The sequence below is a fragment of the Roseovarius sp. genome, from assembly GCF_027019125.1.
Lineage (GTDB): Bacteria > Pseudomonadota > Alphaproteobacteria > Rhodobacterales > Rhodobacteraceae > Roseovarius.
Genome location: NZ_JALUXE010000004.1, coordinates 78,748 through 95,291, shown reverse-complemented (window position 1 = coordinate 95,291; position 16,544 = coordinate 78,748). Strand labels below are relative to the sequence as shown.

At 58.6% G+C, this 16,544-nt stretch carries 13 protein-coding genes and 1 tRNA gene; 11 read left to right on the top strand and 3 right to left on the bottom strand.

Going from position 1 to position 16,544, the window contains the following annotated elements; genetic code table 11:
- Nucleotides 1–278 precede the first annotated feature (278 nt).
- Together MVC20_RS03060 and MVC20_RS03055 are read left to right on the top strand one after the other, a co-directional pair.
- Entirely contained in the window at nucleotides 279–1,325 is a 1,047-nt protein-coding gene (locus MVC20_RS03060; protein WP_027260084.1) for an efflux RND transporter periplasmic adaptor subunit, read from the top strand.
- A gap of 10 nt (nucleotides 1,326–1,335) precedes the next feature.
- Entirely contained in the window at nucleotides 1,336–4,377 is a 3,042-nt protein-coding gene (locus MVC20_RS03055; RefSeq protein ID WP_297538325.1) for an efflux RND transporter permease subunit, read from the top strand.
- A 112-nt stretch (nucleotides 4,378–4,489) separates the two neighbouring features.
- Here the strand turns inward: MVC20_RS03055 and MVC20_RS03050 are convergent, their stop codons facing one another.
- Nucleotides 4,490–5,530, bottom strand: a complete 1,041-nt coding sequence (locus MVC20_RS03050; protein WP_297538324.1) for a hypothetical protein — start codon at nucleotides 5,528–5,530, stop codon at nucleotides 4,490–4,492.
- A 378-nt stretch (nucleotides 5,531–5,908) separates the two neighbouring features.
- Between MVC20_RS03050 and MVC20_RS03045 the strand changes: the two genes are divergently transcribed.
- The 6 genes from MVC20_RS03045 to MVC20_RS03020 all read left to right on the top strand — a co-directional run bounded on the left by MVC20_RS03045 (nucleotide 5,909) and on the right by MVC20_RS03020 (nucleotide 11,423).
- A complete protein-coding gene (locus tag MVC20_RS03045; RefSeq protein WP_297538322.1) occupies nucleotides 5,909–7,141 on the top strand; it encodes an integrase arm-type DNA-binding domain-containing protein in 1,233 nt (410 codons plus the stop codon).
- 346 nt (nucleotides 7,142–7,487) lie between these two features.
- Nucleotides 7,488–7,691: an AlpA family phage regulatory protein gene (locus tag MVC20_RS03040; protein WP_297538320.1), complete on the top strand. Its 204-nt coding sequence runs from the start codon at nucleotides 7,488–7,490 to the stop codon at nucleotides 7,689–7,691.
- A gap of 3 nt (nucleotides 7,692–7,694) precedes the next feature.
- Nucleotides 7,695–8,099, top strand: a complete 405-nt coding sequence (locus MVC20_RS03035; protein WP_297538318.1) for a hypothetical protein — start codon at nucleotides 7,695–7,697, stop codon at nucleotides 8,097–8,099.
- Nucleotides 8,100–8,190: 91 nt separating this feature from the next.
- The gene (locus tag MVC20_RS03030) at nucleotides 8,191–9,069 is read left to right on the top strand and encodes a toprim domain-containing protein (RefSeq protein ID WP_297538316.1); all 879 of its coding nucleotides are present in this window, start codon (nucleotides 8,191–8,193) and stop codon (nucleotides 9,067–9,069) included.
- On the top strand, nucleotides 9,066–10,562 hold the full coding sequence (locus MVC20_RS03025) for a YfjI family protein (protein WP_297538314.1): 1,497 nt from the start codon (nucleotides 9,066–9,068) through the stop codon (nucleotides 10,560–10,562). The genes MVC20_RS03030 and MVC20_RS03025 overlap by 4 nt, the downstream gene beginning before the upstream one ends.
- A 330-nt stretch (nucleotides 10,563–10,892) precedes the next feature.
- Entirely contained in the window at nucleotides 10,893–11,423 is a 531-nt protein-coding gene (locus MVC20_RS03020) for a hypothetical protein (RefSeq protein ID WP_297538311.1), read from the top strand.
- A gap of 638 nt (nucleotides 11,424–12,061) precedes the next feature.
- Here MVC20_RS03020 and MVC20_RS03015 read toward each other — a convergent pair.
- Nucleotides 12,062–12,991, bottom strand: a complete 930-nt coding sequence (locus MVC20_RS03015) for a class I SAM-dependent methyltransferase (protein ID WP_297538309.1) — start codon at nucleotides 12,989–12,991, stop codon at nucleotides 12,062–12,064.
- A 228-nt stretch (nucleotides 12,992–13,219) separates the two neighbouring features.
- Here MVC20_RS03015 and MVC20_RS03010 point away from each other — a divergent pair, with 228 nt between their 5' ends.
- Entirely contained in the window at nucleotides 13,220–14,182 is a 963-nt protein-coding gene (locus MVC20_RS03010; RefSeq protein WP_297538307.1) for a sulfotransferase domain-containing protein, read from the top strand.
- A 345-nt stretch (nucleotides 14,183–14,527) separates the two neighbouring features.
- Here MVC20_RS03010 and MVC20_RS03005 read toward each other — a convergent pair.
- Nucleotides 14,528–14,617 (bottom strand) — tRNA-Ser (locus tag MVC20_RS03005).
- Nucleotides 14,618–14,750: 133 nt separating this feature from the next.
- Between MVC20_RS03005 and MVC20_RS03000 the strand changes: the two genes are divergently transcribed.
- Both MVC20_RS03000 and MVC20_RS02995 read left to right on the top strand, forming a co-directional pair.
- Nucleotides 14,751–15,596, top strand: a complete 846-nt coding sequence (locus MVC20_RS03000) for a DUF2059 domain-containing protein (protein ID WP_297538305.1) — start codon at nucleotides 14,751–14,753, stop codon at nucleotides 15,594–15,596.
- Between the two features lie 2 nt (nucleotides 15,597–15,598).
- The gene (locus tag MVC20_RS02995; RefSeq protein ID WP_297538303.1) at nucleotides 15,599–16,405 is read left to right on the top strand and encodes a DUF2059 domain-containing protein; all 807 of its coding nucleotides are present in this window, start codon (nucleotides 15,599–15,601) and stop codon (nucleotides 16,403–16,405) included.
- Nucleotides 16,406–16,544 lie beyond the last annotated feature (139 nt).

Sequence of the window (16,544 nt, the reverse complement as noted above, 5' to 3'; positions counted from 1 at the left end):
CCGTCTGATCCGCCCTGTTCCAGCTGCTTGTGCGACCAAAGACGCCGGTTGGGGCGAAAAATGCTTGTCCAGCAGGCAAAATCAGGCGATCTTGACGTCAGAAGGCAGGCCACTTGGGGAATGTCGGTCACAGGAAAGTTCCCGCAACTGAGCTATAGGCCGCAAATTCCCCGGCAGGCCGGCGCACGGGCCGGTTTCCAGGCCGATTGCGCAACCGGGCGTGATAACAAAACAATGATGCGGACAGGCGGCAAATCCGCCCGGAAGGAGTGACTAGAATGCGTTGGAGCAAATCCCTTGCCGTTGCGGGAGGTTTTGCCGCCCTTTCCGCGGCCGCCGCGGCCCAGGAGCCGCTGAAACCCGTGAAACTGCTGCAGACCTCATCGGACTCTCTGCTGCTGGAGCGGCAGTTCTTTGGCCAGGTTGCCGCCAAACAGACGGTTGATCTGGCCTTCCAGGTCGGCGGGCAGATCCTGAAATTCCCGGTGACCGAAGGCGGCGCCGTTACCCAGGGCGGCTTGATTGCCGAACTGGACCTGGAACCGTTCGAGTTGCAGCTGGAACAGGCGCAGCTGCGCAAGGAACAGGCCGACCGCACGGTGGTGCGGCTGGAAAAGCTGAGCGGCACCGTAAGCCAGGTGTCGATCGACGACGCCGAGACCGAGGCGGGCCTGGCCCGCGTCGCCCTGCGGGACGCCGAATATGCGCTTGGCCATGCGACCCTGAATGCCCCCTTTGATGCGCTGGTCTCCAGCCGCGAGGTCGAGCAATTCACCACCATCTCCGCCGGCACCCCGGTTGTGCGGCTGCACGACATGTCCGAACTGCACATCAAGGTCGACGTCCCCGAGGTTCTGTTTCAGCAGGCCGATCAAAGCGATGTGCTGACGATTGTTGCGAATTTCCCCGGCCAGGACCAGGAAACGGACTATCCACTGGAGATCCTGGAATTTGACGCCGAGGCCAGCAGCGTCGGCCAGACCTACCGGGTGACCTTCCGCTTGACCCCGCCCGAAGACCGCCAGATCCTGCCCGGCGCCTCGGCCACAGTGAATGTGCGCGTGGACACCGGCGATGCGGCGATCCGGGTGCCCGGCACCGCACTGGTCGCCGCCGCCGATGGCAGCACCGGGGTAATGGTCTTTGCCCCCGCGGGCGCAGAAGACGGCACCGTCACCTGGACCCCGGTAAAGGTCGAGGCAAGCCAGAACGGCGACTTCCGCATCGCGGACGGCCTCAAAGGAGGCGAAGAGATCGTGCTGACCGGCGGCTCCGCGCTGAAAGACGGCCAGCAGGTCAGCCGCTTCACCGGCTTCGGCAACTGAGGGCGAACGCATGGACATCGCACGCGGGTCGATCAACCGGCCGCTTTACACCTGGCTCATCATGCTTGCCGCCTTGCTCGGCGGGATCTGGGGCTTTTTGAACCTGGGCCGTCTGGAAGACCCGGCCTTTACCATCAAATCCGCAGTCATCGCGACCCAGTATCCCGGAGCCAGCAGCGCCCAGGTGGCGCTGGAAGTCTCGGAACCGCTGGAATCCGCAATCCAGAAAATGGGCGAGGTGAAGCTGATCACCTCGGTGAACCGGCCCGGTTCTTCGCTGATCGAAGTGGAGATGCAGGACACTTACGACGGCACCGAGCTGCCCGCAATCTGGACCAAACTGCGCGCTGAGGTCCGCGATGCGGCCCGCGCCCTGCCCGATGGCGTCAGCCAGCCATACGTCAATGACGGCTTTGGCGATGTGTTCGGCCTGTTCTACGCGGTAACAGCCGACGGCTACACCGACGCCGAGAAACACGAGCTGGCAACCTTCCTGAGGCGCGAGCTGCTGACCGTGGACGGGGTCGCCGATGTCGAAATCGCCGGCCTGCCGCAAGAAGCGGTGTTTGTCGAGCCGAAGATGGCGGTTGCGGTCAATCAGAACATCCCGATTGACGCCATCAGCAGCGCTTTGGCCAATGCCAACTCGGTCCGCCCGGCCGGCAGTCTTGAGGCCGGTCCCTCGGACACCCGGCTCAGCGCCCCGGAAGGCTCGGACTCGGTCACTGAAATTGCGGGTCTCACCATCGGCTCGCAGGGTGAAGTGGTCAATGTGATCGACATGGCCGACGTCCACCGCGGCCGCATCAGCGACCCGGACCTGCTGATCCGCTTTGACGGGGTTGAGGCCTTTACCCTGGGCATTGCCGGCCTAGCCACCGAAAACATCGTCGAAGTGGGCCAGAACGTCGACGCCAAACTGGCCGCACTCGACAGCCGGATCCCCTATGGCGTGGACCTGAAACCGATCTACCAGCAGCATGTGGTGGTCGAGCAGGCCTCCAACGACTTCCTTGTCAACCTGGCGATGTCGGTCAGCATTGTTGTGGTGGTTCTGGCCCTGTTCATGGGCTGGCGCGCCGCCGTGGTGGTGGGCTCCACCTTGCTGCTGACGGTTGTCGGCACGCTGTTCTTCATGAACATGTTCTCGATCGAGATGGAGCGGATCTCGCTGGGCGCGCTGATCATCGCCATGGGGATGCTGGTGGACAATGCCATTGTGGTCGCCGAGGGGATGCAGATTTCCATGCTGCGCGGCAAGACCTCGCGCGAGGCCGCGCATGACGCTGCCTCAAAAACCCAGATCCCGCTGCTGGGCGCCACGGTGATCGGCATCATGGCCTTTGCCGGCATCGGTCTCAGCCCGGATTCTGCGGGCGAATTCCTGTTCTCGCTGTTTGCGGTGATCGCAATCTCGCTGCTGCTCAGCTGGCTGCTGGCGCTGACCGCAACACCGCTGCTGGGCCACTATTTTTTCAAACAAGGCACAGAAGACAGCAAAGACGCCTACAGCGGCCTCCTGTTCCGCACCTATGGCAAGCTCCTGGCATCGGCGCTGAAGCTGCGCTGGCTGGTGGCCGCCGGGCTGGCGGGCATTACCGTGGTCTGCTTCATCGGCTTCGGCCAGGTGAAACAGCAGTTCTTCCCGGACTCCAACACGCCGCTGTTCTTTGTCCACTATAAGCTGCCGCAGGGCACCTCGATCCAGGCAACGTCCAAGCATCTGAAGGTGTTCGAGGACTGGCTCGCCGAACGCGAAGACGTGGTCTCGGTTGCCTCCTTCGCCGGCCAGGGCGCCACCCGCTTCATGCTCACCTACTCGGCAGAGAAGCCGAACCCCAGCTACGGGCATCTGATCGTCCGCACCGAAACCCTTGACGCCATCCCGCCGCTGCAGGCGGACCTCGAGGCCTTCGGCCAGGCGCAGTTCCCCGAGGGCGAGTTCCGCACCAAGCGGCTGGTCTTCGGCCCCGGCGGCGGCGACCCGATCCAGGTGCGGTTCTCCGGCCCCGACCCGCGCGTCCTGCGTGATCTGGGAGAGGAGGCAAAGCGGCGGCTTGAGGCGGCCTCCGCCAATATCCTGATCCCGCGCCACAACTGGCGCGAACAGGAGCCTGTGCTGAAACCCGTCTATGCCACCGACCGGGCGCAAACCGCCGGCGTCACCCGCGAAAACATCGCCGATGCGCTGCAGTTTTCCACTGACGGGCTGCAGATGGGGGTGTTCCGCGAACGCGACCGGCTGATCCCCATCGTCGTCCGCCGCGCACCGCAGGAGCCTTACAACATCTATGATCAGGTGGTCTTCTCCTCGTCGGCCGGCAAGTTTGTACCGCTGGAGCAGATGATCGACGGCGTTGATGTGGTGGTTGAAAACACCCTGGTGCACCGCCGTGACCGGCTGCCGACCCTGACCGTCGGCGCCGATATCCCGCCGGACCTGACTGCCGCCACCGTCTTTGCCGAGGTCCGGGAGACCATCGAAGCGATGGACATTCCGCCGGGCTACCTGATGGAATGGGGCGGCGAGCATGAAAGCTCGGGCGATGCGAATGAGTCTTTGGGCAAGCAGCTGCCGGTGACGCTGCTGATCATGGTGCTGATTTCGGTGCTGCTGTTCAATGCGATCCGCCAACCTGTGATCATCTGGCTGTTGGTGCCGATGTCGGTCAACGGCGTGGTGATCGGGCTTCTGGGCACCGGCTTCCCTTTTACTTTCACCGCGCTTCTGGGCCTGCTCAGCCTGTCGGGGATGCTGATCAAGAACGGCATTGTTCTGGTCGAGGAAATCGACCTGGTGCGCGAAACCGGCCTGCCCCTGCGCGAAGCAATCGTCGAGGCATCGGTGTCGCGTCTGCGCCCGGTGATGCTGGCGGCAGTGACAACGATCCTTGGCATGGCGCCCTTGCTGACCGACGCCTTCTTTGTGTCGATGGCGATCACCATCATGGGCGGCCTGGCCTTTGCCACCGTGCTGACACTGGTGGCCGCGCCGGTCTTCTATCTGATCTTCTTCCGGCGGGTGGAGAAACAGGAAATGGCGGGGGTTTGACCCTCCGCCATCTGCAATCCAGGGCGCTTTTCAGGACCACAACCTGATCCTGCAGGGCCGCTTGCCACAAGCGGCCCGCCCTACCCCGCCAGATCCTCCAGCGCGCCGGGGATCAGCTCTTCCCAGAATTCCGCCATCTCACCGGCCAGCAGCGCCGCAGCCCAGCCCCGGTTGCGGAATTCCTCACGGTCGATCTCTGCTTAGTACCAAACCGCACGCTTTGGAATTTATCCGGTGGGATCATCGGAAACTGCTCAGCAATGAACCAATTAACGCTTGTGCTGTGCACCTTCGACCTGGCGACGAAATCAAGCGCTAGAGAATTAAGGTTTGCCGCGATCAGGTCGGCACATTCCCGATAAGCATCAACCTCTTCAGGCAGCAAAAGCGGTGCCTTATTGCCAAACCCTGCCTTGGGAACGATCGCCGCTATCATCGTCCGCGCGTCGGTGGCCCTGGCGATGTCCCGAAATGCGATCGTCCATTCGATGCCCAGAGGGAGATCGACCTCACTCTCCGGCACCCAATATTGAGGGGTCGGCACGAAGTCAGGATCGGCTTTCTGCTCTTCCGATACCGCGCCACTCAGCGCCGCGTTGTGCAAGTTGGCCTCGTTGACCTCAACCGATGCCGCGCGGTGATCGAACTGGTGGATCATCCGCCCGACATAGAGAGGCAGCCAATTTCCCGATGTACTGCCGAACGTGTTGCCGCCCAGGGGATAAGCCGTGTAGGCTTTTTCGAACTCACCTTCTTCATTCTTAATGATGCCGGGGCTTGGCACGACGATTAGATCGCCAAGTTTGGCGTCGTGGTATAAACCGTTGAGCCAGCCTAGATTCAATTCACGCTTTCGGCCCCAGCGCGAAGAACTAAAATCTTTATTCCGTACTTCTCGAAGCTGCGCTTCAAGGTCTTCGCCGTCGGCGTTCACGAGGGATTGCATCTCTTCCGAGCGTGCAATCGCTTGCAACATTTCATCGGACTTATCGTACCCAGTTCGACCGGGTAGAGGGATATGAGGATTATCTAGAAAGACTAGCGAGTGGTCCTTCATCGCCGTGAAGTGGCGATAGCCTTGTCCCGGAAAAAGGCGGTAAGCAACGTCTTCGTCGTCAAATACCCGTGTCTTAATGTCAATAACAATGCTCAAGCGACTTCCCCGAAACTTCAATGCTTTTTTCGGCACACTATCCGCGAAGTTTGATCTAGTCCACACGGATAACGCTTCTGACGCACCGCTAGGACACGCATAAAAAACGAGAAACTAGGCGACGACACCGCGCCAAAAGTAGCAGTAGGGTGTTAGTAGGTTTTGCGACTTGCCAAATTTCACAATGAAATCAAAGGCAAGTGGCGGAGAGACAGTCCGCCTTTTCATCTTCCTATTCTGTCTAAGAGATACCGATAAGTATCTGATCTTGGTTGTACTCCTGCACCTCCCTCATCCAATTTGTTCCGATGTATTCCGTTTACATCCCACAGAATTTGTGGGAAATAGTGTGGGATGATAAATTGGACCGACCACGATATGGCGCAAGCAGTTACAGCTAGAAAACGTCACCCTGAAAAAGCGCTGTCTGCGGTGTTTGTTCGGCAGGTGACGGAGCCTGGTAAATATTCAGACGGCAACGGCTTGTTTCTTCTAGTGCAGCCAAATGGCTCTAAGCAGTGGGTCCAGCGTATCACTATTCGCGGCAAACGTAGTGATATTGGATTGGGTGGTGCAGCTTACGTGTCATTAGCCGAGGCGCGGGATATGGCGCTGGAAAACAAGAAACTCGCAAGGGCCGGTGGTGATCCGCTGAGAGCCAAGCGCGAGGCGCAAGCGGTGCTGACCTTCGCAGAGGCGGCGCAAAAGGTTTACGAAATGCACAAGCCGACTTGGCGCAACAAAAAGCACGCGGCGCAGTTTATCAGTACGCTCGAAACCTATGCTTTCCCCAAGATAGGTGCGCGCAAGGTAGCGGATGTGACAACGGCGGATGTGTTGGGCGTGTTGCAACCGATATGGCTGGACAAACCCGAAACTGCGCGGCGTGTAAGGCAGCGTATAGGCACCATTATGAAATGGGCCGTTGCTCAGGGCTGGCGACAGGATAACCCGGCTGAGAATATCGGGCAGGCATTGCCAAAGCACAGTATCGAAAAGACGCATCGTAAGGCTCTGCCCTATTCGGACGTGGCAGACTGCATTGCGGCGTTGCAGGCATCGAACGCATGGCCCGCAACAAAGCTGGCGCTGGAATTTCTCATTCTTACGGCAGCACGTTCTGGCGAGGTGCGCGGGGCGACATGGAATGAAATCGAATTTGAGGGCGGCGACACTGCTACAACCGCTACATCTGCTACATGGGTGATACCGGCAGAGCGCATGAAAATGAAAAAGCCGCATAAAGTACCGCTTTCAGGTCATGCGCTGGAAATCCTGCGCAAGGCCGAGGCCCTTCGCGGCGCATCGGGACTGCTCTTTCCGTCCATGCGAGACAAGCCGTTGTCTGACATGACGCTATCGAAGTTGGTCAAAGAACAAGGCTATGACGTGCACGTGCATGGTTTCCGCACCTCGTTTCGCACATGGGCGCAGGAGCAAACTAATTTCCCGCGCGAGGTGGCCGAGGCCGCGCTCGCGCATGTGGTCAAGAACAAGGCCGAGGCGGCGTATGCACGCTCTGACATGATTGAGAAACGGCGCAAGATGATGGAAAGTTGGGCGGGATATCTGGCGGTACAAGAACGCGCGAATATCAGCGTACTCAGGTGACAGTTTGAACCGATAATCATACACCAGAGCACAAAATGATGTGGTTGGAGCCCTTAAAGCAACAAAATCTGCATGGTGAAAATCTACTTGGGTCAACTCAGAAATGCAGCCGAAAACACGATAAAGCGCTTGAGCCCACGGGGAAAACTTGTAGCCTGATTCTGTCTTTAGTGGACTTGTGCTAGCTGAAGACGTCCCGCAGGACTGCGACAACAGCACTGCGGGACGGTATTGGGAAAAACCTTGGTAGGAGATTTCCTAAGACCTTTTGAGCACATCGAATCGCTGGCTGGCAAGTCAAAAAGGGCCTCTTGGTCACCTTGCCCCAGCAGCCAAGAGGTAAAAAATGACTAAATCGATATTTCGACGCCCGGATGTGGAGCGAATCACCGGGCTTTCCCGATCCAGCATCTACGCGAAGCTTGATCCGTCGAGTGCATACTACGACCAGTCTTTCCCCAAACCGATCAAACTTGGCAAGCGCGCTGTCGGCTGGCGTGAAGCCGACATAGCCGCATGGCTCGAAAGCCGCACGCAAGACGTGGCATGATCGATGAGCGTCAAAAAGGTTGCGCCGTGCAGCGGGCATGCTGGCACGGCGCGGGATACTTCGTTTGCGACTGCGACGAACTCTCGAAACATATCACCCAAGCAGGCAAAACGCCATAGCGGCAGCACGCCTTATCGCATCACATCCAACGCCGGTGAGGCATTTCGCATACTGGTTTCAGGGCGCGAGCGATGGGCGCTGGAGCAACTGCGCAAAGCAGGTAATAAGGGCTGCACCCTTATCGACAACCCCGCGCCGCGCTGGGCCGCATACGTCCATGACCTGCGCGCTATGGGCGTTGAAATCGAAACCGTCACCGAACCGCATGAAGGCGACTTTCCGGGGCATCACGCACGATATGTGCTGCGCTCTGGCGTGTCACTTGGCTGGGAAGGGGGTGCAGCATGAACCGGCTGCAAATCTCTTTTCTGATGCGCGCGCATGGGCTGACTGAAGCACAGGCGCAGGCGATGGCGGCTCTGATCTGGGGGGCGGGCTGATGAACGCGAAACAGATCACCCAAACCCTTCGCGGCAAGTGGTATCGGAGTTACGGCAGCGCGCCTTGCCCGGTATGTCAGATCGAAGGCCGCAAGAGACAGAACGCCTTGACTTTGGCCGATGGTGATGGCGGGCGGCTCTTATTGCACTGCAAGAAATCCGGCTGCGGTTTTACGGAAATCCTCGCGATGGCAGGGGTTTGCGGGGCTGACTATTCGCCGCCTGATCCTCTGGAAACGCACAAGCGCCAAGCCGACCAAAGGGCCGGAGCCGAGAAACGGGCCAAACAAGCGCACCGGCTCTGGCAGGATGCGCGCCCCGTGGGCGACACGCTGGCGGAAACCTATCTGAGGGGGCGGGGCATATCCTGCCCCCTTCCCGAAACCCTGCGCTTCATGCCCGACTGCTGGCACCCGACTGCAAAGCGGTTTCCTGCGATGCTGACGCGGGTGGACGGCGGTGAAGGCTTCGCGGTGCATCGCACCTACCTTGCCTCAGATGGCAGGGGAAAAGCTGATGTGAACCCTGATAGGCTGATGCTGGGCCGAGTGTCCGGCGGCGCTGTGCGGCTCACAGAGGCGCAGGGGCCACTTGTGGTGGCCGAGGGCATCGAGACAGCCCTAAGCCTGTCCTGCGGCCTTCTACGCACGCCTGCGACCATCTGGGCGGCGTTGTCCACATCAGGCATGCGTGGGCTGATCCTTCCGCCCGATCCACACCGACTGACCATTGCGTCCGATGGTGATGCAGCGGGCCGCTCTGCTGCAAATGCCCTGGCCGAACGCGCGGATGCGCTGGGTTGGCAGGTATCGCTATTGCCAGCACCCGATGGCCGCGACTGGAACGACATTCTGACGATGAAAGGGGAAGCCGCATGACCGCCCCCGAACCTATCCCGTTCAAGGCCGAAGGGCCGCAACCACTACTGCGCGAGATACCGGCGGGCCAGCCTTATCCGGTGTCAGCCCTTGGACCTCTGCAAAGTCCTGTAGAAGCAGTGCAGGGCATGGCGCTTGCGCCGATTGCCATACCCGCACAATCGGCGCTGGCGGTGGCGTCCTTGGCCGTACAGGGCTTTGCCAATGTCGAGACGCTCGGCGGGTCGCGCCCGCTGTCACTCTACTGCTTGACCATAGCAACCAGTGGCGAGCGTAAATCGAGCTGCGATGCGCCACTGATGGCCGCGCTTCGTGACTACGAAAAGGAACAGGGTCAGGCGCAGCGCGATGATATGCAAAGCTGGCAGAACGCGCATGCGCTCTGGAAAGCCCAGCGTGACCGCATCTTGCAGGACGCCAAGAGCGGCAAGGGCGAAAAGCGGGTTGCGGCGCAAGCCGATATGGACGACTTGGAGAAAGAACCGGCTGCGCCCCCCTATCCTGATCGCGTTGTGACGGAACCGACCTTTGAAGGACTGACCCGGCTCTATGCAACCGGACAGCCATCGCTTGGCATCTTTTCGGATGAAGGCGGACAATTCCTGGGCGGGCATGCCATGAACAGCGACAACCGGCAAAAGACGCTGACGGCTTTGAATGACCTTTGGCAGGGCAATCCGATCCGGCGCACGCGGGCAGGTGACGGTGCATATACGCTCTATGGGCGGCGGCTTGCGGTGCACCTGATGGCGCAGCCCGGTGTCGCGCGGGCGTTCATGTCTGATCCAATGGCCGCAGATAGCGGCTTTCTCCCCCGCTTTTTGATCTGCGAACCGCCAAGCCGCATAGGGACACGGCTGCATGCGCACATACGCCCCGATGAAGGCGCATTGGCGGCATTCTCACACAGGTTGCGGGAAATCTTGGAAACACCCCTGCCGATGGACGCAGAAACCCGTGAACTACAGCCGCGCGTTCTTGCGCTAGGCAGCGGTGCGCGAAAGCTTTTGATCCAGTTTGCAGATGCAATCGAGGTGGCACAGGCAAAGGGCGGCAATCTCGAACATGTCACAGGTACGGCATCCAAAGCAGCCGAACAGGCCGCGCGGATCTCCGGTGTTCTAACGCTCTGGCGTGATCTGCATGCGGCTGAGGTGGCTGCGCCAGATATGGCGAATGCTATTACGCTGGCGCAGTTCTATCTGTCAGAAGCTGCGCGGCTGGCTGATGCAGCAACCGTATCGGTTGAAATCGACCGGGCGGAACGGTTGCGCACATGGCTTCTGGAAAGCTGGACGGAGCCTGAAATCACCCCGCGCGATGTGCTGCAATATGGGCCAAGTGCTTTACGCGACAGTCCGAAGGCAACAGCGGCTTTGAAACTCTTGGAAAAGCACAGCTGGCTGGTGGTGCTCGAACCCGGCACGGTTGTTCGAGGCGCGGCGCGCAAGACAGCATGGCGGATCGTGCGGGGGGCCGGCGATGTGGTTTGATGCGCAAGCCGCGCTGCAAGGCCTGGGTGGGGCAGAAACGCCCCGTTCCGAACTTGCCGCCCCTGCGAAACCTGCCCGTCCAAGTGTAGCGAATGTAGCGGATGTAGCAGGGGGTGCGGTTGAAAATTCCAATACCTCGCTCAGAGAAATAGAGCCGGAAACGACCTCTCCCTATGGCGCATCCGTAGGGAGAAGACTGCTAACCTATACCGGGCGCGTCGTGTCGCGAGCGACTTGGCGCAATTTATCAGACTGGGAAAGGCATGGGCCGCGCTCGGGGTCAGGAACGGACGTAAAACACATACCGGCCACTGAAGGGGAATCGAAGCAATGACCAAACCGAAACAAGACATCTCCAAAGCCAAACAACTCCGCAGATTTCCCAAGTTCGGTGTGAACGATGACGGTGATGTTGAAGTCACTCTTCACGGCGATGATGAACTGAAGGCCCTCTATGGCATCAAAACCCGAGAAGCTGGCAAGGGGTTGTTGCTGACAGCCATAGACAGCTTGGGCAACAAGGGGGAGCTATACCGGGACATGATGGCGGCGATGCCTGCTGAAATGGAGCCGCAGGATGCGGTCGAGGCGATGCTGGTTAATCAGATGGTTGCCACCAACGCAGCGCTAGCGGTGACGTCACAGCGCATGATGGACTCGGACACGCTGCAAAGGTTCGAAGTCTACGAGCGGGCCGCCACGCGTCTGGCGCGGACATTCATCAGCCAGACCGAAGCGTTGAAAAAATACCGGGCCAAGGCGCAGCAGGTTGTCCGGGTGGAGCGTGTGACAGTGGAAGATGGCGGGCAGGCCATTGTCGGCACCGTGAGCCATGGGGGTGGGGATGGCGAGAAAAAGTAACGCTAACCCCATCAGCCCGGTACAGCGCCTCAGAGACGCCCCCAGGTGCCGTGCCAAGGCCAAGCGCTCTGGAGAGCGCTGCAAGTGCCCAGCAGTGCGTGGCTGGGCCGTGTGTCGCGTTCATGGCGCTGGCGGTGGTCACAAGGCCGGGCCATCACACCCCCAGTGGAAGCACGGTGGCAGGTCGCGCGAATTGGACGATATGCGCAAGTCCGTGCGTGAGTTCATTGAAGAGCAGAAAGAGTTGGATGCGCTGATTGGGAATTAGCTTTATTTCGTACGGTTTTCATTGAATTCGCAACATTGTGCGGGTCTCTCACCACGAAAACGAAGTGCGCTTTGGGCGGCTGACAGAACTGACAAAACCGACAGAACCTCGCGGGCAAGCCGCGTCGGATGGGTTTTGTCGGTTATGTCGGTTTTGTCAGAGGGGGCTCTTTTGGATGGAAACCTTGCTCTTGACCCAGCCAATAATCTCGGAGGGCAAGGAACTTTCGGACTTTAGAAATGTTCTTATAATTCTCGGAAAATACACAAAAAGATTCGAAATGGTGGAACTCGGGATTAGGGAACATACACATATCCTAGTTAAGGTCCCAAAGCCGATCTAGGACCAGCAATATCCTTCCCTTTAAAGATCAAATGCTCTTGTGGCTCAACACGAGTGCTGCTCCTAGCTGAACCTCCTGAGGAAAATCCATCGTGGCCCAGATGGGTTCTAATCCGTATTGGCTCAGATCATCTATCTTCCCGCGAAAATAGTCACGTCCAAATACGTGAGCGCGACGCAGCAGCGAAGAATTGGCCTCTGCGAATGGCTCCATATTCAGAACATGGCCACCGCTGACGCGCCCGATTTCGGCCAGCGCTTTATCGCGTACGCGCTCCATCTGTTCGATTGATAGCACCGTAAATACCAAATCGAATTCGCCATCATCAAACGGCATGGCGGTCGCATCACCACGCACAAAGTTGATTCTGCGGAACGCCTCGGGATCAGTCGCGGGGATAAAAGGATATGCAGCGAGAGCGGAAGGAAACGTAGCAACGTTCTGTAAATCACGTGCAACACGATTTCCTGCGTCTGTCAACTCAAGCCCGGTGAAGGAAATATCGGGGAACTGATTTGCGAGGAGGATGAGGTTTATTCCATTACCGCACCCAACTTCAAGCACGCGACGCGGCTTGATTGATTTTATAGCCGCGTTGAGGATCAAGTTGCGCCATCTCGGCACGCCAGATCGGTCAGCCATTATACCTTTACCTCGCACAAGCCAAGGTTCGGGCTTGCGGCACCCTACATCTAGATCATACGCCGCATAACCACGCGACCAAGTGACCTCGTACTCGTCCTTGATCACGTCCTTGCTGCGAGTGCTAGATGAACTTTTTCTACCGAAAAGGCGCCTCACGACCCGCTTCGCAGTCTTGAACCAAATCTTGATGATCCGGCGGATACGACCTTCAGATTTTTGATCATTACAGACGAACGGGGAGAACGACGAAATTACTGTATCAGGAGAAAGAGCTAACGTTGTCTCGTCAATATCTCTAAATTTTATAGTCATGGTTTCCGCTATCGTAGTGGTGTTAGTTGAGCGGCTAGATATAAGCCAACGGTATGCAATAAGAAAAGCACTAAGTTCGGTGAAATTAGCATGGACATACAGACCGGAGTCAGAGAAATCATAGGGTGGGTTGATTAGCACGAAATGCCGCCCCATACGACCCGGGCCTCAAGAAAGCGCGCATTTCGTATTCGATGATCGGATGAATTCTCAATGAGCACAAGAACCATGCGTGCAGCGCTCCCCCAGCTCATTCATCAAGCCCGAAGAAGAGCGCGACGCAGCATTGTTAGATTGCATCTCAGCCTGACGAGAGCAAATCATGAACAACGTCTTGGTGCCGAGCGGCAATTGAGAGGACGCGAGCAGTATGATCAGCTTCAAAGCGCTGATGCGGTCATTGTTTCTTACGCAAAAAGCGGACGCACCTGGCTAAGAGTAATGATCTCGCGGCTCTATCAACAGGTATATGATCTGCCAAAAGATGCTGTGATCGGATTCGACAATTTCCATTACATAGACCGTCGCATTCCACGTCTGCTTTTCACACATGACGAGTTTATCCGGGATTATTCTGGCAATACATCGACGAAGCTCGATTTCTACGACAAGAAGGTCCTTTTGATGGTGCGGGACCCTCGCGATGTTGTGGTCTCAAGTTTTTTTCATTGGCGCTTTCGCACACAACCATGGAAGAAGCAGCTTAGCTTTTATCCACCTCACGGAAGCGATCTTTCGATGTTCGAGTTTGTGCAAGATGACAGAAGCGGGCTACGCAGGATCATTAACTTCATGAATAGCTGGGCAGAGGAATTGGTAAACACCCGCGCGCATGAAATTGTCAAATACGAGAACATGCGGGCCGACCCGGTCAATGAGTTAGCCCGGGTCGCTCGGTTCCTAGAAATTCCCGCCAGTGCAGCGCAGATAACAGAGGCGGTCGATTACGCCTCGTACGAAAACATGAAGAAGAAAGAGGCCGAGCAGAGTTTTCGAACTAGCGGTGCGCGTTTAAACCCGGGCGATAAGAGTATTCCAGATAGCTACAAGGTTCGGCGTGCCAAAGTCGGTGGATATCGAGACTACTTTGAAGATGCGCAGATAAAAGTCATCGATGAGATCGTTACTGAAAATCTTGATTCAGCCTACGGCTACAATCAATCGAAAACGGCAGATATCAAATCTGATTGAGTTATAGGAGTGCGCGGCTCCTCGACCGCTATTTCCACGTGCGTCAGAGCACCGACTTGAGCAATCCAAGAATTTTAATTCGAGAGAATGGCCGGAAGGTTAAGTCCTGCTCTTTGTGCTCCACCGTAGGCAATGCTATTGAAAGGGGGGGCGGGGTGAAAGTCTGACAGCTTTGTTTGAGGACCGGCGTGGATGGCAACATTCTCACAATGTCAGTTCAAAGCTTAAAAGTCCGATGCTCGGAAAAGCCCCTACCACTCAAATATAAGCGTGGGAAAAAGTGTGGGAAGACAATCTCTTAAAGTATGGTAACTTGTTGTTAAACAATATGAAAATAAAGATTTGTGGCGGAGAGACAGGGATTCGAACCCTGGGTGGAGTTGCCCCCACAACGGTTTTCGAGACCGCCCCGTTCGACCACTCCGGCACCTCTCCGCGGGGGTCTGGTGGGGCAAGCGTTTATTTGCCTTTCGCCGGAGGGGCAAGGGGGATTTGCATTGTTTCGCGGGATAATTTGCCTAGGTTGGGGTCAGGTCTGGCTGAAGCAATCTGGAAAGGATGAGGTGTCATGGGCGGAGTAGCCTTGCGGTCATGCGGGCGGGGCATCACGTGGGGGGCATTGGTGCTGCTTCTGGCCCTGCTGGTGGCACAGCCCCTGCGCGCGGCGGATCGGGCACGGCTTGAGGCGTTTCTGGAGGTGACGGGCTTTGGCGTGGCGCTGGATAGCATCGCGCTCTCGGCCTCTGGCGCGCCCGCGATGCTGGGCCTGTCGACCAGCGATTTCGGCCAGGGCTGGACAACGCTGGCCGAAGAGGTGTTTGACACCGACCGGATGCGTGAGATGGGGCTGAGTATTCTGGAGCAGGCGCTGGACGACGAGATGTTGGGCCATGCCGCGGAGTTCTATGCGTCGGACCTTGGGCAGCGTCTGGTTGCGGTCGAGAACGCGGCGCATCTGCATGAGGACGACGATGCCAAGCGGGCCGAGGGCGAGGCGCTGTTGGCCGCCATGTCGCCAGAGCGGGTCGAGGTGTTGCGGGCCATGAATGCGGCGGTGGACAGTGCCGGCTCTGGTGTGCGGGCGGTGCAGGAAATCCAGGTGCGGTTCCTGCTGGCGGCCTCTTATGCCGGGGTGCTGGAGAGCGAGATCGACGAGGGTATGCTGCGCGCGGTGATGGCTGAGGGCGAGGAGGAGTTGCGCGAGAGCCTGCAGGCTTCGGCGCTGGCCAGTGCCGCCTATACCTATCAGAGCCTGCCCATCGAGGATTTGCGCGCCTATGTGGCCGCGCTCGAGCATCCGACCATGGCGCGGGTCTATGAATTGATGAATGCCGTGCAATACGAGATCATGGCCAACCGGTTCGAGGTTCTGGCCGCCAGGATGCGGGGGCTGACCCCGGCACAGGAGTTGTGACGGTGCGGGCGGTTCTCTGGGCCTGTGCGGCGCTGCTCCTCGCGGCGCTGCCGCTGCGCGCGGGCGAGATCGACCGGCTGATGACCGCGCTGCACTTTGAAGAGACCGTCGAGATCATGCGCGCCGAGGGGCTGCGCTATGGCGGCGATGTGGGCGACGAGATGCTGAGCACGGTCGAGCGGGCCCGTTGGGATCGGGTGGTCGGACGGGTCTATGATGTCGAGCGGATGCTGGCACAGGTGCAGAGCCGGTTCACGCAGGCGATGGAGGGGGCCGACACGGGACCGCTGCTGGGCTTTTTCGAGGGGCAGGGGGCCGAAGTCGTGGCGCTCGAAATCGCGGGGCGTCGGGCGCTCCTGGACGATGGCACCGAGGCCGCGGCAGAGGCACGCTATGCAGAGCTTGCGGCAGAGGATGCGCCGATCGTGCGCCATGTCGCGGCCCTCATTGACGATAGCGATCTGATCGAGCGCAATGTCGCGGGGGCGCTCAATGCCAACCTCGGATTCTATCGCGGGCTGGCCGATGGTGGCGGTCTGGAGTTGAGCGAAGCCGAGATGCTGGCCGAGATCTGGGCGCAAGAGCCCGAGATGCGTGAAGAAACGCGCGACTGGATGCAGGCCTATCTGACCATGGCCTATCAACCGCTGGCACAAGAGGTGCTCGAGGCCTATATCGCGCTTTACCGAAGCCCCGAGGGCCAGCAGTTGAACCGCGCGCTGTTCGCGGCCTTTGATGCGATGTATGTCGACCTGTCGTATCAGCTGGGGCTGGCCACCGCCTTGACCATGGAAGGCGAGGATTTATGAGGGTTTTGGCGCGGTTTTGACGTGCTTGCCCTTGACTCGGGGGGCAGAGTTTGGCAAGAGCGCGCAACCCGGCGGGATGATCTTGCCGGGTTTGTCTTTGATATACACCCCTAAAAGGGGGCGCAGTTCGAGGTGGCCC